The sequence below is a fragment of the Xanthobacter luteus genome (genome assembly GCF_040049235.1).
GTDB lineage: Bacteria > Pseudomonadota > Alphaproteobacteria > Rhizobiales > Xanthobacteraceae > Xanthobacter.
The window spans coordinates 34,297-57,316 of the sequence record NZ_JBDZDO010000006.1; the positions used below are offsets into that span (position 1 = coordinate 34,297).

The following is a 23,020-nucleotide window of genomic DNA, read 5'->3' on the forward strand; positions in this document are numbered from 1 at the left end:
GTGGGCAGCGTCTTGGCGGCGGGCGAGGGATTCAGTGACAATCAAAACGTCAGAGGGCGAGCGTCGGATGAGCCCGTGGGGCTCGTCAGCTCGGTCTCAGGTGGTTCGGGAGGACCAGTCCGTGAAGACTATAGATCACGCTTCCGTCGGCCGGGCGAGGACGCTCGACGAGATGCTCGATATCACCCGACTCAGCCGAGCCCAGCTCGGTATCGTCGCCTTCTGCGGCCTGGTCGCCATGCTCGACGGCTTCGACACCCAGGCCATCGCCTTCGTCGCGCCGCAGATCGCCCAACATTGGAATGTTCCGGCGGGCGACTTCGGTGCGGTGTTCGGCGCTGGCCTGTTTGGCGGTCTCGTCGGCGCCGTGGCCGTGGGCCGGATTGCAGACGTGGCCGGCCGCAAGCCGGCGCTCCTGTGTTCGGTAGTGCTGTTCGCGCTCGCAACGCTCGCGACGGTCCTCGTGGAAGACGTGCGGACGCTCATCCTGATCCGCTTCATTACCGGCCTGGGCCTCGGCGGGGCGCTGCCGTGTTTTGTGGCCCTTACCGCGGAATATGCGCCCCGCCGGCTGCGTACGACACTCGTCGCCGGTGTCTTCTGCGGCTTTCCCTTCGGCGCCGTCGTCGGCGGAGTGGCCTCGGCCGTGCTGCTGCCGAAGATCGGGTGGCAGGGCGTCTTCGTGGTGGCGGGCGCAGCCCCTCTTCTGAGCGTGCCCTTCCTTTGGCGCTTTATCCCCGAATCGGCCCAATTCCTGATGTCCAGAGGGCGCACCGATGAGGCGGCGAGGATCATGACGCGGGTCTTCCCCGCTGTTCGGTGGGACGGCGTCAGCCACGCCCGCGACGAGATCAAGGCCTCGGTCGCCGAGCTGTTCACCCCCGCGCGCGCCACGGGCACGCTGCTGCTTTGGTGCGCCTTTTTCCTCAGCCTGCTTTTGACCTACTTTCTCATAAACTGGCTGCCCCTCCTCGTGGCGCGGGAAAGCGGGGATATGCAGAATGCGGTGCTCGCCGTGGTGGTCCTCAACCTGGGAGCCATTTGCGGCTGCCTGCTGATCGGACGCACGGGCGATCGCTTCGGGCCCGCGCTGGTGGTCGGAGCCGCATTCGCCGTTGGCGCCGGCGTGATCGCGTCGATGGGGCTGATCGGACATTCCACGTGGCTGCTCTTTTCGGCGGCATTCGCCGCCGGCTTTATGAGCCTCGGCGCGCAGATGTGCACGGTCGCCCTCTGCGCCGCCTTCTATGAGACCAACCTGCGCTCCACCGGCATCGGATGGGCGGTCGGCGTCGGCCGAATCGGCGCCATTGCCGGTCCGGTGATTGGTGGCGTCCTGGTCGGGAGCGCCTTGGACCAAACAATTCTCTTCCCGCTGGTCTCACTGACTTCGCTCGGGGCTGCGGCGGCGGTTTTTGCTTTACGATGGCGCCTGTGCGCCAGCTCGGGGCGCGGAGCGAGCGCTCCGAGAAAAACCTAAAAAGACGACTGCGCGGTTCCGCTAGGCTGCAAGATCATCGGCGAGGATACAGTCTAAGGCATGTCTGGCGTCCGACCGTCACGGCATATTGCATCCCAATGCGGAATATATGACCTTTAAGCCTCTTCGTCTTATCGAAGGCGGCGCATTTGGTTATATCCAATTGCTGATTTTGGATTCCGTTTACCGGCTCGTGAAGGGACGGAAATGTTCGTGTCCTGACCACGACCGGCACGGCGTCGCTTTCGACGGCGCGGCCGCTCTCCGTCTGCCAGATCGGGCGCGCGCCGCCCTGGCGCGCACCTCGGAGGGGATCGGCCAACGGGCGGGGCTACAGGGCAAATTTGGATTGCCGCTGCGTCGAGGTCATCCGCATCGGCATCGCTCGCCGGCGCTCGCCCGTGTCCCGAGCCCTCGGTGGTCTTGCGTGCCCAACCGGCATTGGCGAGGATGCGTCGGCAGGCGCCAATGCCCGGTTCTGGGCCGCGGCGTCATTCTCCACGCGTATCTCTGAAATATCCGCCGCCCGATACTATCGCCCCCGGCCCGAGGCTAACCTTTTGCTGGTCCCAACGTGCAGGAAGACGAGCACGTCCTGGCGGACCGGGAGGCGATGTCGATGGACCGAGTGGACCGCCGCGCGTTCCTGAAGCAGTCGGCGCAGGCCGTCGGCGCCGCCACGATCTTGGCGATGGAGGGTTCGGTGCCAGCGGCGGCGCGCAGCGGATTGACCGATCTCACCGCGACCGAGGCGGTCGCCGCCATGACACGGGGCGACATCACCACCGAGGCCTATGCGCAGGCGCTCCTCGATCGTGCCGCGGCCCTTCCCCAGCTCAACGCCTTTCGCGTCCTCGACGGCGACCTCGTGCTCGAGGCGGCGCGGGACGCCGACCGCAAGCGGGCCGCAGGCGCAAGGCCCGGCCTGCTCCACGGCCTGCCGATCCCGGTCAAGGACAGCGTCAACACCGTCGCCCTGCCGACATCCTACGGCACGGCCGCGCTGCGCGACTTCAGGCCGGCCGTCGACGCCGCCGTCGTCACCGCGCTGAAGGCGGCGGGCGGCGCCGTTATGGGCAAGACGAACCTCCACGAGCTGTCCTTCGGCTGGACCAGCAACAACGGCGCCTTCGGCCCGGTGCGCAACCCTTACGACCTCACCCGCATCCCCGGCGGCAGCAGCGGCGGGTCGGCCGCGGCCGTGGCTGCGCGCATGGCGCCGCTCGCCGTCGCCGAGGACACCTGGGCCTCCATCCGGCTGCCGGCGGCGTGCTGCGGGCTCGTAGGGCTGCGGCCGACCTACGGCCGCTATCCCGATGACGGCATCATGCCCCTAACGAGCGTGTTCGATCAGGTGGGCCCGGTGGCGCGCACGGTGGCCGACCTCGCCCTGTTCGACGCGGCGGTGACGCGCGACGGGCGTCCGCTCGGTCCATTGCCGCTGAAGGACATCCGGATCGGCGTCTCGCGGGCGTTCTTCTGGGAGGGGCTGGACGCCGAGGTGGAGCGCCTCGCCACCGAGGCGCTGCGCAGGCTCACGAGCGCCGGGGCGGTGGTGGTCGAGGCGCCGGCGCCGGAGATCGTCTCCCGCTCCCCCGAGGTGGCTGCCACCATCATCTCCTTCGAGGCGCAGGCGAGCATCGCCGGCTTCCTCGCGCGCTACCAGGCGGGCGTCTCGTTCGACGGGATGTTCGCGTCGGTCAGCGACAATGTGAAGACCCTGTTCAAAGCCCTCGCTTTGCCGCCGAACCGGCCGTCGCGGGAGCAGCACGAGGCGGCGCTGGCCCTGCGCGCCGCCATGACCGCGCAGATGACGGATTGGTTCGCGCGCACCGGGGCGGCGGCGCTGCTGTTCCCCGCCACCATGGTCCCGCCGCCGCCGATCGGCGTCGAGGACGCGGTGATGGTCGGCAGCATGCGCGTGCCGCTGGCGGCCGCGGTAGCGCGGAACATGGCGCTCGGCAGCTGCACGGGATTTCCGAGCCTGATCCTGCCGGCGGGATTGGCCGGGAGCGGATTGCCCGTCGGCCTCGAGCTTCTCGGCCCTGGCGGCAGCGACCGGACGCTGCTCGCCGTCGGCCTCGCCCTGGCGTCGGTGCTCGGCAGCGCGCCGCCGCCCAACCTCTAGACGGCGCGCCGCCCCGACACCAAGGAACCAAGCGCATGAAGCGGAGAGATGCGTTGAAGACCGTCGCCACCGTCGCGGGCACCGCGCTCGCGGCCAGCCAGATCCTCGCGGGAAATCAAGTCCTCGCAGGAACCTCTGCCCTCCCGGAAGCGAGCGGCACAGCCGCCGCCGCCAATCCGCCCGGCGGCCTGACCTTCGTCCTGGTGCACGGCGCATGGCACGGCAGCTGGTGCTGGCAGCGGGTGACGCACCGTCTCGCGCGCGCGGGGCACAGGGTCTTCACCCCCACCCAGACCGGCTTGGGCGAGCGCAGGCATCTGATGTCGAGGGACATCACGCTCGACACTCTCACCCTCGACGTCGCCAACCTGATCGAAATGGAGGACCTGGGTGACGTGGTGCTGGTGGGCCACTCGTTCGGCGGCTGCGCGCTGAGCGGCGTGGCCGATCGGATGCCGGAGCGCATCCGCCGCCTCGTCTATCTCGATGCGATGATCGTCGAGCCGGGACGCAAGCCGTTCGACGCGCTGCCGGCCGAGGGCGTCGCCGCGCGACTGAAGGCGGCGGAAGAATCGAGCGGCGGACTGAGTCTGCCGGCACCCCCGGCGGCCGCATTCGGCGTCGTCGACGCGACGGACGCGCAATGGCTGGAGCGCCATCTCACGCCCCAGCCGCTCAGCACCTACACGAGCCCGCTCAACGTCCAAGGGCCGATCGGCAACGGGCTGCCCGCGACCTACATCGGCTGCGTGGCGCCGGCCTATGGGGCGCTCAACAGCTCCCGCGAATGGGCCAGGAACCGCAAGGGATTCGAATATATGGAGCTCGCCGCCTGTCATGACGCCATGGTGAGCGCGCCGGACGCGCTTACGGCACGCCTGCTCGACATCGCTGCGCGCTGAACGGCGGCGTCCAAGAACCAAGACATCAAGAACCAAGACTTTCCTTCACCGGCGGGCATTCCCCGCCGGGCGGCGGGACTGTTTTCCAGGGAGCGAACAAAATGGACGACGGGCAGACGATCCTTGCCTTCTCGGAGGTGCGCAAGAGCTTCGGCAGCGGTCCCGAGGCGCTGCCCATCGTGGGCGGCGTCACATTCGACGTCGACCGCGGCGAGTTCATCACCTTGCTGGGCCCCTCCGGCTGCGGCAAGTCCACCCTGCTCAACATGAGCGCGGGCCTGATGCAGCCAACCTCCGGATCGGTCGCCTACGACGGCGCGCCCGTGCAGGGGATCAACCTCGACGTGGGATACATGACCCAGGCAGACCACCTGCTGCCGTGGCGCACCATCGCCGGGAACATCGCCGTCCCGCTGGAGATCCAGGGCCTGCCCAAGGCGGAGCGCGCCGCGCGGATCGAGCGGCTGCTCACGCTGGTGGGTCTCGATCGCTTCGGCGCGCACTATCCCAGCCAGGTCTCGGGCGGCATGCGCAAGCGCGCGGCGCTGGCCCGCCTGCTCGCCGCCGATCCAGCAACCCTGCTGATGGATGAACCGTTCAGCGCGCTCGACGCCCAGCTGCGGCTCACCATGCAGGGCGAGCTGCTGCGCCTGTGTGCCCGCTTCCGCAAGACGGTGCTGTTCGTCACCCACGATCTCGACGAGGCCATCACGCTCGCCGACCGCTGCGTCGTGCTCGGCGCGCGGCCGACGACGATCCGGCGCATCGTGCCCATCGACCTGCCGCGTCCACGCGATCCCGTCCGCCTGCGCACCGATCCGCGCTACCACGGGCTGTACGCCGAATTGTGGGACCTCCTTTCGGAGCCTTCCGCCGCCGCGCCGCAGGCGCAGGACGCGCCGTCCGCGGTGCGCATGGCGGGAGCCTTCGCATGAAGATCGCGCTCTATCGCATCGCGTTCCTCGCGGCGTTTCTCGCGATGTGGGAAGCCGCCTCGAACGTCTTCGACGCGGGCTTCTTCATCTCCCGCCCGTCGCTTGTGGCGGCGAGCTTCCTGACGATGATCTCCAACGGCAGCTTCTTCTACAATCTCTCCATCACCGCGACCGAGGCGGCGCTGGGCTTCCTTTTCGGCGCCATCTTCGGCATCGGCGCCGGCCTGCTGCTCGGCCGGCTGAAGCTTTTGGCCGACATCCTCGACCCCTTCCTCATCACCTTCTACAGCCTGCCGAAGGTCGCGCTGGCGCCTCTGTTCATCCTGTGGTTCGGCATCGGCATCGACATGAAGGTGATCCTTGCCGCCGTCACCGTCTTCTTTCTCGTCTTCCTCAACACCTACACCGGCGTGCGCAGCGTCAGCCCGGAGCAGATCGCCATTCTGCGCCTGATGGGCGCGGGCGAGCGGGCGCTGATCTCCAAGGTCATCGTGCCGTCGGCCCTGACCTGGGTGTTCACGGGCCTGCGCCTGTCGGTGCCGTACGCCCTCATCGGCGCCATCGTGGGCGAGATCATCGCCGCCAACCGGGGCATTGGCTACATCCTCTCCGACGCGGCGGCGCAGTTCGATACGGCGGCGGTGTTCGCGGCGCTGATCGGCATCGTCGTCCTCAGCCTGATCTTCAACGGCATCGTCCGCTTCGCGGAAAGGGCCCTCATGCCCTGGAAGGCCGGCGAGGGCACCCGGGAAATATCCATCTGAAAAAGCTCCGAAGGGGAGGATACCATGCTCCACCGTCGCGCATTCACGAAGCTCGTTGCGATGATGCCGCTCGCCGCGCGGGCCTCCAGCGCCCGCGCCGAGGCGCCGGCCCGGCTCACCATCGCCCAACCGAGCGAGGGGTTCCTCTACCTGCCAATCTATGCGGCCCGCGGGCTCGGCTATTTCCATGACGCGGGGCTGGACGTGGAGGTCACGATCTTCGGCAAGGGCGCGGCCGCCGCGCTCACGTCGGTGATCGGCGGCGAGAGCGACATCTATGTGGGCCTGCCGGCGGTGCCGCTGCAGGCATGGGCGAAGGGGCAGAGGACGCAGCTGTTTGCGGCCCTGCTGAAGCAGTGCGGCAGCGACATCGTGCTCTCGGCCGAGGCCGCCCGCAGGGCCGACCTTGGGGCGCGCAGGACGCCGGCCGAGAAGGCGCAAGCGCTGCGCGGCCTGAAGATCGCGGTGGCCGGGGCCGGCAGCATCACTGATCTCGTCGTCCGCCACGTGGCGGTCTATGGCGGGCTCGATCCGGACAGGGACCTCACCATCATTCCCATCGGCGGCGGCGGCAACATGATCGCGGCCTTCGGCCAAGGGCGGGTGGATGGCTATTGCCTCTCGGCGCCGACCTCGACCATCGGCGTCGTGACGTTTGGCGGCGCTCTGCTGTTCGACTTCGCAAAGGGGGAATATCCCCCGCTCCGCGATTTCCTCTTCACCGCCCTTTCCGCCCGACCGGAATGGCTCGCCGCCAACCGCAGCGCGGCGGTGCGGCTGGTGCGGGCGCTCGCGCGCGCCATCGAGACCATGCGCACGCGTCCCGCGGCCGCGCGCGCCGCGATCGGGCCCTTCTACCCGGGCGTCGCGCCGGCGGTGCTCGATGCCGCCTGGGCGCAGGCCCTGGGGTCGCTTCCGGCGTCGCTGGACATGGACGCGGCGGGCATCGGCAAGAACATCGATTTCCTCACGGAGGTCCGCGGCACGCGCCTCGACGTTCCGGTCGCCGAGGTCTTCACCAACGCCATCGTGACCCTCGCCGCCGCCCCTTCAACGAGCCGCCAGGAGCCTGCCCGGAGCGCAGGCAGCAAGGAGTAGAAGGTGTCAGACGACAAACGAATGGCCATCATCGGGTGCGGCGCCATGGGGTGCGACGTGGCCGCAATCTTCCTGGCCAAGGGCTGGAGCGTGGATGCGACGACCCGCGACGCGGCGACCTGGGAGCGTCGGCGCGAGCGTGTGGCGGCATCCCTGGCGCAGATCGGCGCGCCCTTCGTCCCGGCGCGGTTCCGCCTGCACCGCGCGGCGCAGGACATCGACTGGGCGCAGGTGACGTTCGGCCTCGAATCCGTGCCGGAGGTGTTCGAGCTGAAGAGGCAGGTCTTCGCCGAGCTGGACGCGCTGGTGCCGCCGCACATCCCGCTCGCCACCAACACGTCCTCCTTCCGCATTACCCACATCGCCGGCGGCTGCCGGTCGGCGCACCGCATGGCGGGCCTGCACTTCTTCCTGCCGGCCCATCTCGTGCCGGCGGTGGAGGTGGTGCGCGGCGAGCAGACCGCCACCGATGTGGCAGAGAGCCTCTACGCCATCATGGCGGACGTCGGCCGCAAGCCCATCCGGGTGGCGCGCGACGTCCCCGGCTTCCTCGCCAACCGCATCCAGCATGCGCTGATGCGCGAAGCCTTCGCCGTGATCGACGAGGGGCTGGGCACGGCGGAGGACGTGGACACCGCCGTGCGCTACGGCTTCGGTTTCCGCTATGTGGCGGCGGGGCCGATCCTGCAGAAGGAGTTCGCCGGGCTCGATACCCAGCTCGCCGCCGCGCGCACCATCTATCCGAGCCTTCACAACGGCGCCGAGCCGAGCCGGACGCTGGCGAATCTGGTGGCGCGGGGCCGCCGCGGCATCAAGTCCGACGGCGGCTTCTGGGACTGGACGCAGGACAGCGCGAACGCCGCGCTGAAGGCCTATGAGGAGACGCTGATGGCCGCCGCCCGTCTGCTCGATGCCGGACCCGCGGCCGCGACGGTCGCCGCCGCCCAGACCCCCGAGGGCCCGCGCCATGACCGCTGATCTTGTCCAAATCGACCATATCCGCGCGGCGGCCGAACGCATCGGCCGCGACATCGTCCGCACGCCGGTCCTGACCAGCCCGCGGCTCGATGCACTCGCGCGCGGCCGGGTGTTCATCAAGGCGGAGAACCTGCAGCGCACCGGCTCGTTCAAGTTCCGCGGCGCGGCCAACCGCATCCGCGCGCTCGACGCCGGCCAACGCAGCCGGGGCGTGGTGGCCTTCTCGTCGGGAAACCACGCGCTCGCCATCGCCGAGGCCGCCCGGATCGCCGGCGTCCCGGCCACCGTCATCATGCCGGCGGACGCCCCCGGCATCAAAATCGGGGGCGCGCGCCAGCGCGGCGCGCGCGTCATCCTCTACGACCGCGAGCGGGAGGACCGGGAGCAGATCGGACGCGCCCTGGTGGCCGAGGACGGGCTGACCCTCGTCTCGCCGTTCGACGACCCGTTCGTGATCGCCGGACAGGGCACCGGCGCCCTCGAGGCGGTGGCGCAGGTCGCCGAGGAAACCGCCACATCCATCGATCAGGCCCTGGTGTGCTGCAGCGGTGGCGGCCTCGCGGCGGGCTGGGCGATCGCCCTTGCCGCGGCCGCCCCGGCGGCGCGGGTGGTCACGGTGGAGCCGGCGGGCTTCGACGACATGGCCCGCTCGCTCGCGAACGGCGTATGGGAGCGCAATCCGCGCCTGTCCGGCTCCATCTGCGACGCGCTCCTCGTCCCCGCGCCGGGGCGCCTGACGCTGCCGATCCTCGCCGCGCGCGGCGCCTGCGGCGTCGCGGTTTCCGACGATGCGGTCCTCGGGGCCATCCGCTTCGCCGCGCAGGAGCTGAAGCTGGTGCTGGAGCCGGGCGGCGCTGCTGCCCTCGCGGCCGTGCTCTCGGGCGCGATCGAGACCGCCGGGCGGACGACGCTGGTCATCGCCTCGGGCGGAAACATCGATCCGGCGCTCTTCCAGACGGCCCTGGGATTGCCGGTCGCAGCCTGAGATCGGGGAGGATCCCTTTGAACGCGCGCGCGGACGACACACCATTTCACTGGCAGGCGGCGCTCGACGCCGCCGGCATCGTCCTTCCCGCCGCCGCACCGCCGGCCGCCGCCTATACGCCCGTCGTGGTCCATGGGGGGCTCGCCTTCGTCAGTGGGCAGCTGCCCCGCGACGAGGCCGGCGTGCGCACGGTCGGGCGGGTCGGGGTGGAGGTCACGCGGGCTGCGGCGCAGGAGGGCGCGCGGCTCGCCCTGGTCCGCGGCCTCGCCGCGCTGCGCGACGGGCTCGGCGGCCTTGATGGCCTGGACCGCATCCTCAAGATGACGGTGTTCGTCCAGAGCGGACCGGACTTCGTGGACCAGAGCGCGGTCGCCGACGGCGCCTCGACGCTGCTGTTCGATCTGCTGGGGCCGGAGCGCGGACGCCACGCCCGCTCGGCCGTGGGCGTCGCCAAGCTGCCGCGCAATGCCGCGGTGGAGATCGATCTGATCGCCTCGGTGAAGCCGGCGGCCGGGCTCTAGGAGCACGCGCCGATCGGCTTCCACCGCGAGCCGGTCGGATACCACGTTCTCTTTCATCAATTGAGAGGGCGATTCACCGATCCAGTTGGCTCAACTTGATCGGATCGGCTCCAGGTGTTTCGTCCCCGCATTTGATGGAGTGGATTGAGCCCAGATCGTTCGGGCTGACTTGTCCGCCATTTGCAGTTTTTCTGCTTCGATAGATGGCGAAGGTGATGTAGAGCTTGCCATCAGCGGGCTGCATGTTGGAAAATGGCGATAGGGAAATAGCCATAGCGTAAGTTTTGATCTTCTCTAGCTGCATCTAAGGCCAGACCTGGTCGGGCTTCATCTATGCCGCCTTCGTGATCGCCGCCTTTGCCCGCCGCGTCGCGGGCTGGTGGGGAAACCGGACCGCTCATGCCGGGCTCGTTCTCCATGCTCTCGAGCAGCCGCTGCACGAACGACGGCCTACCCATCGCGGCGATCTGGCGCACCATTCCGATCCAGGCTCGCTCTATGTCGGCATCCGCTGCACTGGGCGCCGGCCCGAGGCTGGCATCGAGCCCTCCGCCGGAAGCGCGGGTGACAGCTACGGCAATCCCCTCGCCGAGAGGATCAACGGCCTCTACAAGACCGAGGTCGTCCATCGGTGTGGTCCTTGGCGATCCTTCGAGGCCGTCGAGTTCGCGACGCTGACCTGGGGCGGCTGCTTCAACCATCTCCGGCTGTTGCAGCCCTTCGGCACCATGCCGCCGGCCGAAGTCGAGGAGCGCTACTACGCCGTGCTCGATGGGCCGCAAATGGCAGCGTGACTCAAACCAAACAGTCGCCGGCAAACCCGGGGCGGTTCAAAGCCCCTTGCAACATGGATCGACATCATGTCCTGTCTGACAATCGACACGCATGTGGTTTGGCTATGACGAACGCGGGGCCGATGAGGCCGGTGAAGAAGGTCAGCGCAGAGGTTCAGGCTGCCGATGTGCTGCGGGAGAGCATCATCTCCGGGCGACTCCCCCCTGGGATGAGGCTCACGGAGATCAAGCTGTCCGAGCAGTTGGAGGTGTCGCGTGCGACGGTTCGCGCCGCGCTCCACCAGATGGCCCAGGAAGGCCTCATCGTCCAGGTCCCCTACACCGGCTGGACGGTGATGACACTGACCTCCCGCGACGCGTGGGAACTGTATACGCTTCGATCGAGTCTCGAAGCGCTGGCGGCGCGGTTGGTAGCGGAGCGCGCCGGCGGCTCCACGGCAGAGGCGCGCATGGTGAAGGAGCGTCTCGCCCAGAGCCTGAAGGCGCTGTCCGCCGCGTGCGTCGGAGGCCGCAAAGGCAAGATTGCGGAGGCGGATTTCGCGCTCCACAAGGCCATCATCGAGATGTCCGGCCATCGCCGCCTGGCGGAACAATATCTCAAGGTAGAGCAGCAGATCCGGATCTACATCGCTTCCAGCGATTCCCTCGTGCCGCACCCAGAGCAGATCGTCGCACAGCACCAGCCGCTCGTCGATGCGATCGTGCGCGGGGATGTTCGCATGGCGGCCGAGCTTGCTGTGACGCACAACACCGAGCAGGGCGAGATCCTCGTCGCATTTCTGCGCGAGCAGGAGGCCCGCGAGAGCGCATGAAAACTGCGCCGGCGGGCGGCGGTGCGTGCCGCCGCGGGGAAAATCAACGCGCAGCAAAATTGTCGGTTGTTAGACAATCTATAATATGGTTAGGTGCCTCCGTGAATGAACGCCCGCGCCCAAACTGGCGCCCGGGCTGCCGGCGACCCGGAAAGGACCAACCATGGCCGATCATGAAAGCAACAGCCGCAGCAAACACCAGTTCCAGGGCGTTGAGAGATCCCTGCAACGGGCCTGGGCAAAGGGCGCAGGACTGATCGACGAGGAATTCGCCCGCCCCATGATCGCAGTGGTCAATACCTATCAGGACTTCTCACCCGAGAACGTCCACCTGCGCCAGGTGGCGGACGCGGTAAAGGCCGGCATCCGCATGGCGGGTGGTACGCCTTGCGAATTCAACACCTTCCACGTAACGGACTCGGAGACCTTCGCGTCCGTCGGCATGCGCTATGTCCTGCCGAGCCGCGACGTGGTTGCCGACATGATCGAGCTCATGGTGGAGGGCCATCGGCTCGACGGCATCGTGTTGATCGGTTCCGGTGACAAGGTCATGCCCGGCATGGTGATGGCCGCCGCTCGCCTCGACCTGCCGGCCATCATGCTCTATGGCGGGCCGACGCCGGTGGGGCGCTATCGCGGTCGCAAAGTCTTCCTGGAAACCGTCTATGACGGGGTCGGCGAGCACATTCGCGGCGAGCTGTCGGCCGAGGACCTGAAGGGGCTCGAGGACAACCATTTCCCCTTCGCCGGTGCCTGCGACACCGCCACTTCCGGAAATACAGCCGGCATCTACACCGAGGCGCTCGGCCTCGCGCTGCCCCATTCCGGCACGTTGCCTGCGAGCTCGAACGATCAGCTGCGTGCCGCCAAGTATTCCGGCATGCGCATCATGGATCTTCTGCGCGACGACGTGCGTCCCTCGAAGATCCTCACCAAGGAGGCGTTCGAGAACGCCATGCGCGTGGGCATGGCGGTGGGTGGCTCCACCAACATGGTCCTCCACTTCATGGCCATGGCGAAGGAGGCGGGCGTCGCGGTGAGCTTCGACACCTGGGACGCGTTGTCGCGCACGACTCCCACGCTGGTGAAGCTCGCGCCCTCGGGCCCCTGGGGGGTCACCGAGCTGAACGAAGCCGGCGGGGTGCCGGCTGTGATGAAGGCTCTGGGCGCCGGAATCAACCGTGGGGCGCTGACCGTGTCCGGCAAGACCGCAGGCGAGATCATGGACGAGGCGAGGATCGAGAATCCCGAGGTGATCCACACCGCAGACAATCCCGTTGAGGCTGAAGGCTCGGTTTTCATCCTCAAGGGATCTCTCGCGCCCGAGGGCGCGGTGGTCAAGGCCTCGGGCGTAACCAAGGCGATGTGGACCTGCACCCTCGCCGCGCGGGTGTTCGACGAGGAGGAAGGCGCCATCGCAGCTCTGCGCGCCGGCTCCATCAAGCCCGGCACCTGCATCGTCATCCGTAACGAGGGCACGAAGGGAGGCCCCGGCATGCGCGAGATGCTGGGTGCCACCTCGGCACTCATGGGGGCTGGCCTCGGCGACAGTTGCGCTCTGGTGACTGATGGGCGCTTCTCCGGCGCCACCCATGGCCCAGCTATCGGCTACGTCACGCCGGAAGCGGCCCGCGGCGGCGTCATCGCCGTGGTGCGGGATGGCGATCCCATCTCCATTGACCTCGCGGCGCGTAGGCTCGACCTCGATGTGCCGGAGAAGGAGATCAGCGCCCGTTGGGAGGCCTATGTGGCGCCCGAGCCGCGTGTGAAGCGGGGCTATCTGAAGTTCTATTCCGAACATGTTGCTCCGGCTTCGGAGGGGGCGGTGATGCCACGCTTCTGACGCCGTGAAAGGGCGGGTCCTCAGGGCCCGTTCCCTCCAGCACGCTGGTCGATGTTCAGCAAAATCAAAATGGGAGTGAAGAACATGAGGCCCGGCCCAAAACCGGAATGGTGGCTCACCTTCGACTGCTACGGCACCTTGATCCAGTGGGACGAGGGGCTTCTTGCGGCGGTGAAGACGATCCTCGCCAAGCAGAGTGGCACCCAGGTCGACGCGGCGGCCCTCATCCGCACCTATGACAAGTACGAGCACGTGCTCGAGGCGGAAAGGCCCCACAAGAGCTTCCGCACGGTGGCCGGAGAGGCTCTGCGCCTCGCTATGGAAGAGCTGGGCCTGTCCTACGCGCCGTCCGACATCGAGATCCTGACATCCTCCATTTCCCGCATGCCGCCATTTCCGGAGGTGGTGGGCGCGCTGGAGCAGCTGAAGTCGCAAGGCTTCAGGCTCTGCATTATCTCCAACACCGACGACGACATCATCGCAGGCAACGTGGCCCAGCTCGGCGGATATGTCGACCGGGTGATCACGGCGCAGCAGGCCGAAGCCTACAAGCCCACGCGCCAAATCTTCGAGCACGCCCACAAGGCCCTCGGCGTTACGAAGGACGACGTGGTGCACATCTGCGCGAGCCCGCATCTCGATCTCGCCGCGGCACGGGATATGGGCTTCCGCTGCATCTGGATCGATCGCGGAACAGGCCGCAAGCCCTTGCCCGACTATGCGCCCGACGCCGTCTTTCCCACATTGGATTGCGTCCCGCCCTTCTTTCGGTCCTTGGGCTGGACCTGAGACAAACCCACTCGCCGGTGAACCTGTGCTTCCGGCTCACGGGCTCCAGAACCAAAGACAGAGTTCAGAGAATAAGCGCCAAGTGAGACGTCATCGGTGAGACGACAGTAGTTTAGGCGCACAGCAGGTCCGGCGTCCGCAGAAGGCGCCTCGACAAAAGTCCGGATCACGATCCGGCTCAATTTCCAGCAGGAGACCAATCCATGAAAACCATGCGCGTCCTCGCGCTTGGTGCCGCGGTGATGTGCGCCGCGACGCCTGCGCTTCCTCCCTCCGCACGTGCTCAGGAAACCGTCCGCATCGGCCTCACGGGCCCCTTCACCGGAGGCTCGGCGCCGCTCGGCGTGTCCATCCGCGACGGAGTCAGGCTGGCCACCGACGCGATCAACGCCCAGGGCGGGCTCGGTGGTCGCAAGATAGAGCTTATCGAGCGCGACGATGAATCGAAGCCAGAGCGCGGTATCCAGATCGCCCAGGAACTCACCACCAAGGACGGGGTGGTCGGGGTGGTCGGTATCGCGAACACGCCGGTGGCTCTCGCCGCCTCGCGCCTCTACCAGGAGGCGAAGACGCCCATCATCATTCCTGTCGCCACGGGAAGCCAGGTCAGCCGGCAGTTCACACCGCCGGCCCATGCTGAGAACTACGTCTTCCGCATCGGCGCCTTTGACACCATCCAGTCGGCCATGATGGCGGAGGAGATGGTGAAGCGCCGCAAGATCACCAAGGTGGCCATCCTTGCGGACTCCACCAATTATGGCCAGCTTGGCAAGGACGACCTCGTCGCGGCTTTGGCGAAGCTCGGCGTCACCCCGGTACTGGTGGAGAAGTTCAACGTCCGCGACGTCGACATGACACCGCAATTGCTGAAGGCGCGGGCTGCAGGCGCGCAGGGCATATTCGGCTATGCGCTGGGGCCGGATCTCGCGCAGATCGCGAATTCCATGGCCAAGATCGGCTGGAAGGTCCCCTATATCACCAGCTGGAACGCTTCCATGTCGAACTACATCGACAATGCGGGGGTGAACGGCGAAGGGGTCTACATGCCCCAGACGTTCATCCAGGATACGGGCGTGAGCCCGCGCTGGGCCGCGTTCATCGCAGCCTACCAGAAAGCATTCGGCGTAGAGCGGCTGCCCAATCCCTCCTCCGCGGCGCAATCATATGATGCGCTGCTGCTGTTGACCGCGGCGGTGGCGCAGGCGGGACCCAATCCGAACGGAGCGCAGGTGAAGGCGGCGCTGGAGGACTTGAAGACTCCGGTCAAGGGCGTCATCGCCACCTATGACCGCCCCTTCTCCGCCGAGGATCACGAGGCGACGGTGCCGGAGCATGTCGTTTTCGGCACGGTGAAGGCGGGCCGCGTCGTCTTCGTCGACGAAGCCGACCGGGCGAGAGTGGGCAAATAGGCGCCCGCCACCCCTGCCGCCCCATCCTCCCACCACCCTGGAGCCGCCGCGCGCGGCGGCTCCGAAGGAGCGCACATGCTCGATCTCCTGCCTCAGGTGCTGGTCAGCGGAATCTCGCTCGGCACCATCTACGGCCTGATCGCATTCGGTTACCAGCTCACCTACGTGACCTCCCGCACCGTGAATTTCGGCCAGGGAGAGGCGCTCGCCGTCGGCGCCCTCGTCGGTCTGTCGCTCACGCCCGTGTTGGGATACTGGGCCATGCTGCCGGTGGTCATCGTGTTCGGCGGCCTCTACGGCTTCGTGGTGGAGCGGATCGCGGTGCGGCCCACCCTCGACAGCCCGTCGGAAGGCTGGATCCTCGCCACGATCGCCTTTGGCATCGTCGCGAAGAATGTCTCCGAGAACATCTGGGGCAAGGAGGATCTGCCCTTTCCTTCGCCCCTGCCTCCACAGCCGATTGAAATCGGCGGCGCCTTCGTCATGCCGACGGAGCTTCTCATCGTGGGCGGCGCGCTGCTGCTCATGGTGGCGATCGAGGTGTTCAACCGTTTCACCCTGCTCGGGCGCGCCTTCGCCGCCACCGCCGACGAGCGCGAGGCGGCCGGGCTCATGGGCATCGACACCGGCAAGGTGATCTCCGGCTCCTTCGCCTTGTCCTGCGCCACCGCGGCCTGTGCCGGGGTGCTGGTCGCGCCCGTCACGCTCACCGGGCCGGGCATGGGGCTGGTGCTTGCGCTCAAGGGGTTTTCGGCGGCCATTCTCGGCGGCCTCACCTCAGGCCTCGGCGCCGTGGCGGGCGGCCTTCTCATCGGCCTCGCCGAGGCGCTCACCGCCTTCTACATCTCCACCGGCTACAAAGAGGTGCCCGGCCTCCTCATCCTGCTCGCGGCGCTGACGCTGAAGCCCGAAGGGCTCTTCGGCCACGTCCTCGCGAAGAAGGTCTGAGATCATGCGCGCCCTCCATCCCACCCTCGCGGTCTTCGCGCTCATGGCCTCGGTGCCGCTCCTGGCGCCCAACGCCTATTATCTGCACCTTGCCACCGTGGTCCTCGTGTTCGCCGTCGCGCTGCTGGGGCTCGACATCATCGTCGGTCAGGTGGGGGAGATATCCCTCGGCCATTTCGGGCTGTTCGCCATCGGCGCCTATACAGCCGGCCTTCTTTCCGTGGACGCGGGCGCTCCCCTCGCCGTCGCGCTCGTCGCGGCAGGGGCTTTCTCGGCCGGATTCGGCGCCGTTCTCGCCTTTCCGGCGCTGCGGACCCACGGACCTTACTTCGCCATGGTCACGCTGGCCTTCGCCAGCATTGTGCAGGTCGTGCTGAACGAGTGGACAGGGCTCACTCAGGGCGCCCGCGGCCTTGCCGTGCCGAAGCCGCAATTGCTTGGGGCGACGCTTGATGCCACCGGCTTTTATCTGGTGGTGTTCGTGGTGTTCGCCCTCGTCTGGATCCTGGTGGGCAATCTCGCCGCCTCGCGGTATGGCCGATCGTTCCAGGCGCTGCAGGGCAGCGCCATCGCGCTCGAGAGCCTCGGGGTATCCGCCACCGCTTCCAAGATCCTGGCCTTCTGCCTGAGCGCGGCGGTGACGGGTGTCGCAGGAGGCCTTTATGCCTTCTCCGAGGAATACATCACGCCGCAGGCCTTCAACTTCGACCTCACGGTGGTCTTCCTTTTGGCCCTGATCGTCGGCGGACGGGCGAACCGGTGGGGTGCGCTGGTGGGGGCGGTGGTGGCGGTGTGGTTGCCCAACCTCCTCGGCGACATCGCCGCTTTCCGAGTCATGGCGGTCGCCGCCGTCGTGCTCATTCTCGGCGCCACGGCCAGGTCGGTGGCGCTCGGAGCGCGCGGATGGGCCGCATGGATTCCGGCGGCGGTGGCGGTCGTCGTCGCGGTCGCCGCCTTCCAGCTGGAGACCATGACGGAGCAGCGCCTTTCCGTCTTCGGTCTGCTGCTTCTCGGGGCCATCGCCTATCTCCCGGAAGGGCTGGTCGGAACGCTTGCGGCCGCCTGGCGGCCCGAACCGGCGTCCGCGCCCGGAGCCCCGCCCGATCAAGGCGTCGCCGCGGGCGCGGGGTCCGTCGACGGGGCGACGATTAGCTTCCGCGGGGTGACGGTCCGGTTCGGCGGCCTCAAGGCGATAAGCGACGTCTCCACCCGGATCGAGACCGCGTCCGTACACGGACTGATCGGTCCCAACGGCGCCGGCAAGAGCACTTTCGTCAACACGCTCACGGGCCTTTATGCGCCGTCGGCCGGAGATATCCGCATCGGCGATATTTCGATCACCGGGGCCAGCCCGGCACGGATCGCCCGGCTCGGCGTTGCCCGGACATTCCAGAATATCCAGTTGTTCGGCCACATGAGCGTCATCGAGAACGTGCTGGTCGGTCTTCATCTCGCCTATCGTTCGAACCTTATCGACGCTCTGGTGCGCTCAAGGCGCTACAGGTGTGAGGAGCGGGAGAACAGGGAACGGGCGCAGGCGTTGCTCGCATTCGTCGGGCTCGCCGGCGCCGCGAACCGGGACGCACGCAGCCTGCCCTACGGCCAGCAGCGGCTGCTGGAGATCGCGCGAGCGCTGGCGACCGAACCGAAGGTGCTTCTGCTGGACGAGCCGGCGGCCGGCCTCCTGCCGTCCGACATCGACGCCCTCGTGGCTATCCTTCGCCGCGTGCGGGCAGGCGGTCGAACCCTGCTTCTGATCGAGCATCACATAGACATGGTGATGGCGCTCTGCGACCGCATCACGGTGCTCGACTTCGGCGAGAAGATCGCGGAGGGGCGCCCGGACGAGGTCACCTCCGACCCGAAGGTTGTCGAGGCTTATCTGGGCGCGACGCAAGCCGCAGCCTGAGGAGAGACGCGCAATGCTCACCATAGAGAAACTGTCGGCCGGCTATGGTCGCGCCGATGTGATCCACCACCTCGACATGGAGGTTCACCAAGGGCAGCTTGTCTGCCTGATCGGCGGGAACGGAGCTGGCAAGACGACGACACTGCGCACGATTTCGGGCATGCTCCGGCCGAGCGGGGGACGAGTGCTTCTCGACGGCCACGACCTCCGCGGGCTGCCGTCGCACAGGGTTTCTGCCCTGGGTCTTGTCCATGTGCCGGAAGGCCGAAAGCTCTTCGCCAGCCTGTCGGTCATGGACAATTTGCGCCTCGGCGCCTTTGCCCGCAAGGACCGGGCCCGCCGCGCGCTGGCGCTGGACCTCGACTTCGTGCTCGAGGTCTTTCCGCTGCTCCGGGAACGGCGCAGCCAGCAGGCCGGGACCCTCTCAGGGGGAGAGCAGCAGATGCTCGCTATCGCCCGCGCGCTGATGGCGCGTCCGCAGGTCATGTTGCTGGACGAGCCTTCACTCGGCCTCGCGCCGAAACTCATCTCCGAGGTCTATGCCATCATCTCGCGCCTGCGGGCGGAAGGGCGCACGATGGTCATCGTCGAGCAATTTGCCAACCTCGCCCTAGCGGTTGCCGACCACGCATATGTGATGGCCAATGGAAGCATCGTGCGGGAGGGACCGGCCCGCCAGTTGCGCGACGATGAGGGTGTTCGCCAAGCTTACCTTGGCGGCCATTCCTTGGGACTGGCTTGAAATCGGACCACTCGATCGGGGGGCGCGGTCATATTCCGTCGCCGTCGAAGTTGCCCATCACCGTCGAGCCAGACGGCGAAACAGCGGCCGTGACGTGCTCCGGGCATTTCAGGCCGGTCTGAGCGGGAATTTTCCACTCATGATCCCCGGCTCGGGGATGAGGCGAGTTCCTTGAAGGCGTCGAAGTTCACGAAGGCGCAGATCGCGCTCTGAGGCCGGCGGCCGCCTCCGCTCAGCGCAGAACCCTCTGGTCGCGGTAGGATTTCCCGCCGCGCGACTGCACCACCGTGCCGCCGCGCGGCTCGCGCACGGGCAGGCCGGCGAGCGCGTTCACCACATGGTGCATGGTGGGAAGGTCCGCCCATGCGGCGGGATGGAATTGCACCCGGCCGGCGCCCACCTGACGCCGCTCGACGGCCCGGTCGGGATCGCCACCAGGGGTCAGCGTCACCTGGCACAGGTCGGCATCACCCCACGAACCGGTGCGCGGGACATATTTCAGCAACAGGACGTCGTCGGGCGGCGGCGCGGGCGCGTCGGCAGGAACGTCGCGCAGGGCGGACACCTCGAGATCGAGGAAACGGAACCCCATCCAGCCGGCGGAGCACAGATGGGCGCCGTCCCACACGCGCGGCGCCGGGATGTCGGCATAGAGCTTGGGATGCCCGATCTCGTCCCGCCCGGTGATGATCGGGTCGGCGAGGCTCTCCCAGATGACGGCGAGGAACCGGCCCGAGGCCCTGTCCTCCGCTCCGGCGAAGGTGGCCGGCCAGCTCACCTGAACCATCGTGTAGCCCCGGCCCGCCAGCCAGTCGATCCCGGTGAGATGGTGGAACTCCACCGTGACCACCGGCTCGCCCCCGAGGGCGAAGCCTTCCGGCAGATGCGCCTCCAGCTGCGCGGCATCGGTGAGGAAGCGCGCGGCGACGGAAAGCCGGCGCGGGCTCGAGCGGGGATCGGCCGCGATGCCGTCCGGCAATTGCCGGGGGCCGGGGGCCGGCCCGAAATGGGTCGGCATCCGGTAGATGCGCCCCGCTGCGAAGCGGTAGGCCATCGGGCTCAGGCCTGGGGCAGGGTGTCGAGCAGGGGCCGCGCGAGATGGAGGATCTCGTAGGGTGTGCCCTGCTGCTGCCCATCCGGGGCGTTGGCGGAGACGACGATGCGGGTGAAGCGCCAGGACTGCGCATCGACGCCCACCGCCGCGACCACCGTGCCGGCCTGCCGGGCCGCCTGCCGGGTGGCTTCCACCTCGGCGGCGAAGGCGGCTTCGAGGTCGGCGTCGAGCGGAATGTCGAGCTCATGCTTGAACACGAAGCGCGCCTCGGCTGCCGCGCCCCTGCGGGCATCGAGCACGAACCTCGTGGCGATGTCCGCCCGGCCGAAGCTGTCGGTCACGACCCGGTAGCGCCCGGCGAGCAGGAAGTCGCGGAAGGCCTCGTCCCGGCGCCAGAGGTAGAGCGAGGAATAATTGTTGGCGATGGCCCCGTAGCGGCCGCGCTCGCGCAGCAGGAACCCCTTGAAACAGAGCTCCGGCACGTCCGCCCAGAGGACGCCCCGCTCGGCGGCGCGCGCGCGGATCAGCCCGACGTCGTAGGTGGCCGGCAGCCGGTGGGCGTAATGCACGAGGATCATTCGCGAAATCCTTGTCCCTTGCATCGGCCGAAGCGCGGACATTCGGCCTCGGATGCCGGGACCATAGGCGGCGGTTGATTATCTAAAAACCGCATGATAGATCATTTCAGACATTGTAAATTCGAATGAATGGCCATGAAGGCACTCGACATCGAAGCCGTGCAGGCATTCGTGCTGACCGCGGACCTCAAGAGCTTCACCCGCGCCGCCGAGGCCCTCGACACGGCGCAGTCGGCGGTGAGCCTGAAGGTGAAGCGGCTCGAGGACATCCTCGGCCGGCGCCTCCTGGAGCGCACGCCGCGGCTGGTCCGCCTGTCGTCGGACGGGGCCGCCTTCCTCGACCATGCGCGGGCATTGATCGGCGCCCATGAGGTGGCGCTCGGGTGCTTCGGGGCCGAGAAGCGCCGCCTCGTGGTCGGCATCAGCCACCACATCGTCGGCAGCGAGCTGCCGGTGCTGCTGAAGCGCATGGGCGGCGTCGACCCCTCGCTGGTGCTGGAGGTGCGCGTCGCCTCCTCGCGGGAGAGCCTGGAGCACTTCGAGCGCGGTGATCTCGACGCCGCCATCGTGCTGCGCCATGACAACCACCGCCGCGGCGGGGAGGTGATCCTCGACGAGGGGTTCGGCTGGATGGCGGTGCCGGACTTCGAGCATCGGGCCGGCGAGCCGCTGCGGCTTGCGACACAGGCCGAGCCGTGCAGCGTCCGCAGCATGGCGACGGCGGCGCTGGACGCCGCGGGCATTCCCTGGACCGAGGTGTTCGTCGGCGGCGGCGTCGGCACGATCGGGGCCGCCGTCTCCGCCGGCCTCGCGGTCGCAGCCCTCGGCCGGCGCGTCGCGCCGGCGGCGACGGTCGACGTGGGACCAAGGCTTGGTCTGCCGAGCCTGCCCTCGCGCGAGGTGATGCTCTATTCCAACCTCACCGATCGGACCGCGCGAGCCGCGCTGCGCACGCTCAGCGCCGCGATCCGCTCGACCGCGGGCGGGGCCGCGTAGGTGCGCGTTCGGGCCGGCGCGGTTGCGCCGACCGGCCGCGCGTCCGCTGCCGTTCCCGGCCTTGGGCGCCAAGTCCCCGGTGCGCCATGGGGCCCCTGCTCGGGCCCGTCGTTCGCTTCGGCGGGCCCGACGCTGTGATGGCGGCCGGCGCGGGCAGTGAGACCGTCCTCCCGCGCCGCGGATGCTGTCTGCACCCCACAGGTGCGGGAGAGCCGATCGGTCTCAGGGGCGATCGGCAACATCCCGGAGCGCTTCGGAATGGCGCTGCCGGGCATATCGAACGGTCGCCGCGCACCGTTCGAAAATCCGCTCTCCGCTCGCCCGGCTTGACCGGAGCGGATGAGATTCTGGAGATTGATCGCTCAGCAGCAGATATAGTTTCATCTCAATGATCGAAACGCGCCTGCTCCGACAGTTCATCGCGGTGGCCGAAGAGCTGCATTTCCACCGTGCAGCCGAACGATTGAACATGGCGCAGCCGCCGCTCAGCCAAGCCATCCGGAAGCTGGAGAAAGCGCTGGGAGTGCGCCTGTTCGAACGGAGCAACCGAAACGTCGCGTTGACGCCCGCCGGGGCATCCTTCCTGGACACCGCGCGCGATACGCTGCTGCAATTGGAAGATGGCGCCGAACGGGCCCGGCGCGTTGCCGCGGGTATCGCGGGCCGCCTCGCCGTTACCTTTATCGACACCGCACATTTTGATTTGATGCCGCGGGTCGTTCGAGCGTTCCGACAACAATTTTCGAACGTGGAGTTGCTGCTGCGGGAAGCGACGACGGCGAAGCAGGTGGAAGCCATTCGCACGGGTGTTGCGGATGTGGGGTTCATGCGATGGCCAGGCATCGTCGTCCCCGATTTGGCCTTTGCGCGCGTCGCACGGGAGGCGGTGATCGTTGCCTTGCCCGAGGATCATCCCTTGGCGAAAGGCACTAGGGTCGCGCTCGCGGACCTGGCGCTGGACGATTTCGTCGCGACCCCCCGCGCCGAGGGGCCGGGCCTCCATGATCAGCTCATTGGCCTTTGCCGATCGGCCGGCTTTTCCCCTCGGATCGTTCAGGAAGCGCGCCAAATGCAGACGGTCGTGGGGCTGGTGGCCGGAGGGCTGGGAGTCGCATTGGTGCCGGCTTCGCTCGCCCGCGGGCAGAGGAACGGCGTTGCGTTCCGCCCCATCGCGGTCGACGCACCCCAAGAGATCGCCGTCTTGGACCTGGTTATCGGGTGGGATGCATCAAAGCGGTCGCCGGTGCGTGACAGCTTCCTTGATGCCGCGAGGCAAGTGGCGGTCCGTGATACATTGTAAGTATCAATGCCGCATGAATAGTGTATTTTACATCTCGTAAGTCCGCGAAGATAGT

At 67.8% G+C, this 23,020-nt stretch carries 21 protein-coding genes and 1 pseudogene; 19 read left to right on the forward strand and 3 right to left on the reverse strand.

Annotated elements, in window-relative coordinates:
* Positions 1-172 precede the first annotated feature (172 nt).
* The 9 genes from ABLE88_RS17580 (at position 173) to ABLE88_RS17620 (ending at position 9,791) form a co-directional block, all read left to right on the forward strand.
* Positions 173-1,480 (forward strand): MFS transporter, encoded by a 1,308-nt coding sequence (locus ABLE88_RS17580; protein ID WP_348833004.1) that lies wholly within the window; start codon positions 173-175, stop codon positions 1,478-1,480.
* Between the two features lie 619 nt (positions 1,481-2,099).
* Complete coding sequence (locus ABLE88_RS17585) at positions 2,100-3,608, forward strand: amidase family protein (protein WP_348833005.1); 1,509 nt, start codon at positions 2,100-2,102, stop codon at positions 3,606-3,608.
* A gap of 53 nt (positions 3,609-3,661) precedes the next feature.
* Positions 3,662-4,510: an alpha/beta fold hydrolase gene (locus ABLE88_RS17590; protein WP_348833006.1), complete on the forward strand. Its 849-nt coding sequence runs from the start codon at positions 3,662-3,664 to the stop codon at positions 4,508-4,510.
* 101 nt (positions 4,511-4,611) lie between these two features.
* Positions 4,612-5,445 (forward strand): ABC transporter ATP-binding protein, encoded by an 834-nt coding sequence (locus tag ABLE88_RS17595; RefSeq protein ID WP_348833007.1) that lies wholly within the window; start codon positions 4,612-4,614, stop codon positions 5,443-5,445.
* Positions 5,442-6,209 carry an ABC transporter permease gene (locus ABLE88_RS17600; protein ID WP_348833008.1) on the forward strand — a complete coding sequence of 256 codons (768 nt, stop codon included), beginning with the start codon at positions 5,442-5,444 and terminating at the stop codon, positions 6,207-6,209. The genes ABLE88_RS17595 and ABLE88_RS17600 overlap by 4 nt, the downstream gene beginning before the upstream one ends.
* A gap of 24 nt (positions 6,210-6,233) precedes the next feature.
* Positions 6,234-7,307, forward strand: a complete 1,074-nt coding sequence (locus ABLE88_RS17605) for an ABC transporter substrate-binding protein (protein WP_348833009.1) — start codon at positions 6,234-6,236, stop codon at positions 7,305-7,307.
* 3 nt (positions 7,308-7,310) lie between these two features.
* The gene (locus ABLE88_RS17610; RefSeq protein ID WP_348833010.1) at positions 7,311-8,285 is read left to right on the forward strand and encodes a 3-hydroxyacyl-CoA dehydrogenase family protein; all 975 of its coding nucleotides are present in this window, start codon (positions 7,311-7,313) and stop codon (positions 8,283-8,285) included.
* Entirely contained in the window at positions 8,275-9,270 is a 996-nt protein-coding gene (locus ABLE88_RS17615; protein WP_348833011.1) for a threonine ammonia-lyase, read from the forward strand. The genes ABLE88_RS17610 and ABLE88_RS17615 overlap by 11 nt, the downstream gene beginning before the upstream one ends.
* 17 nt (positions 9,271-9,287) lie before the next feature.
* Complete coding sequence (locus tag ABLE88_RS17620; protein ID WP_348833012.1) at positions 9,288-9,791, forward strand: RidA family protein; 504 nt, start codon at positions 9,288-9,290, stop codon at positions 9,789-9,791.
* Between the two features lie 73 nt (positions 9,792-9,864).
* Here the strand turns inward: ABLE88_RS17620 and ABLE88_RS17625 are convergent, their stop codons facing one another.
* Positions 9,865-10,095, reverse strand: coding sequence for a hypothetical protein (locus ABLE88_RS17625; protein ID WP_348833013.1), 231 nt, complete (start codon positions 10,093-10,095; stop codon positions 9,865-9,867).
* Between the two features lie 10 nt (positions 10,096-10,105).
* On the opposite strand from ABLE88_RS17625, the pseudogene ABLE88_RS17630 reads away from it, so the two are divergent.
* The 8 genes and pseudogenes from ABLE88_RS17630 to ABLE88_RS17665 all read left to right on the forward strand — a co-directional run.
* Positions 10,106-10,585 (forward strand): annotated as a pseudogene (locus tag ABLE88_RS17630) (transposase domain-containing protein); the annotation flags it as partial.
* Positions 10,586-10,707: 122 nt separating this feature from the next.
* On the forward strand, positions 10,708-11,397 hold the full coding sequence (locus ABLE88_RS17635) for a GntR family transcriptional regulator (protein ID WP_348833014.1): 690 nt from the start codon (positions 10,708-10,710) through the stop codon (positions 11,395-11,397).
* A 163-nt stretch (positions 11,398-11,560) separates the two neighbouring features.
* On the forward strand, positions 11,561-13,240 hold the full coding sequence (gene ilvD / locus ABLE88_RS17640) for a dihydroxy-acid dehydratase (protein ID WP_348833015.1): 1,680 nt from the start codon (positions 11,561-11,563) through the stop codon (positions 13,238-13,240).
* 84 nt (positions 13,241-13,324) lie between these two features.
* Positions 13,325-14,029, forward strand: coding sequence for a haloacid dehalogenase type II (locus ABLE88_RS17645; RefSeq protein WP_348833016.1), 705 nt, complete (start codon positions 13,325-13,327; stop codon positions 14,027-14,029).
* Positions 14,030-14,232: 203 nt separating this feature from the next.
* Positions 14,233-15,438, forward strand: coding sequence for an ABC transporter substrate-binding protein (locus tag ABLE88_RS17650; protein ID WP_348833017.1), 1,206 nt, complete (start codon positions 14,233-14,235; stop codon positions 15,436-15,438).
* A 75-nt stretch (positions 15,439-15,513) separates the two neighbouring features.
* The gene (locus tag ABLE88_RS17655) at positions 15,514-16,386 is read left to right on the forward strand and encodes a branched-chain amino acid ABC transporter permease (protein ID WP_348833018.1); all 873 of its coding nucleotides are present in this window, start codon (positions 15,514-15,516) and stop codon (positions 16,384-16,386) included.
* Positions 16,387-16,390: 4 nt separating this feature from the next.
* Complete coding sequence (locus ABLE88_RS17660; RefSeq protein ID WP_348833019.1) at positions 16,391-18,295, forward strand: branched-chain amino acid ABC transporter ATP-binding protein/permease; 1,905 nt, start codon at positions 16,391-16,393, stop codon at positions 18,293-18,295.
* Between the two features lie 13 nt (positions 18,296-18,308).
* Entirely contained in the window at positions 18,309-19,037 is a 729-nt protein-coding gene (locus tag ABLE88_RS17665; protein WP_348833020.1) for an ABC transporter ATP-binding protein, read from the forward strand.
* 232 nt (positions 19,038-19,269) lie between these two features.
* Here ABLE88_RS17665 and ABLE88_RS17670 read toward each other — a convergent pair whose 3' ends face one another.
* Both ABLE88_RS17670 and ABLE88_RS17675 read right to left on the reverse strand, forming a co-directional pair.
* Positions 19,270-20,091: an acetoacetate decarboxylase family protein gene (locus ABLE88_RS17670; RefSeq protein ID WP_348833021.1), complete on the reverse strand. Its 822-nt coding sequence runs from the start codon at positions 20,089-20,091 to the stop codon at positions 19,270-19,272.
* Positions 20,092-20,096: 5 nt separating this feature from the next.
* On the reverse strand, positions 20,097-20,669 hold the full coding sequence (locus ABLE88_RS17675; RefSeq protein ID WP_348833022.1) for a DUF4865 family protein: 573 nt from the start codon (positions 20,667-20,669) through the stop codon (positions 20,097-20,099).
* A gap of 135 nt (positions 20,670-20,804) precedes the next feature.
* Here ABLE88_RS17675 and ABLE88_RS17680 point away from each other — a divergent pair, with 135 nt between their 5' ends.
* Together ABLE88_RS17680 and ABLE88_RS17690 are read left to right on the forward strand one after the other, a co-directional pair.
* Entirely contained in the window at positions 20,805-21,665 is an 861-nt protein-coding gene (locus ABLE88_RS17680) for a LysR family transcriptional regulator (RefSeq protein WP_348833023.1), read from the forward strand.
* A 388-nt stretch (positions 21,666-22,053) separates the two neighbouring features.
* A complete protein-coding gene (locus ABLE88_RS17690) occupies positions 22,054-22,965 on the forward strand; it encodes a LysR substrate-binding domain-containing protein (protein ID WP_348833024.1) in 912 nt (303 codons plus the stop codon).
* Positions 22,966-23,020: the final 55 nt, after the last annotated feature.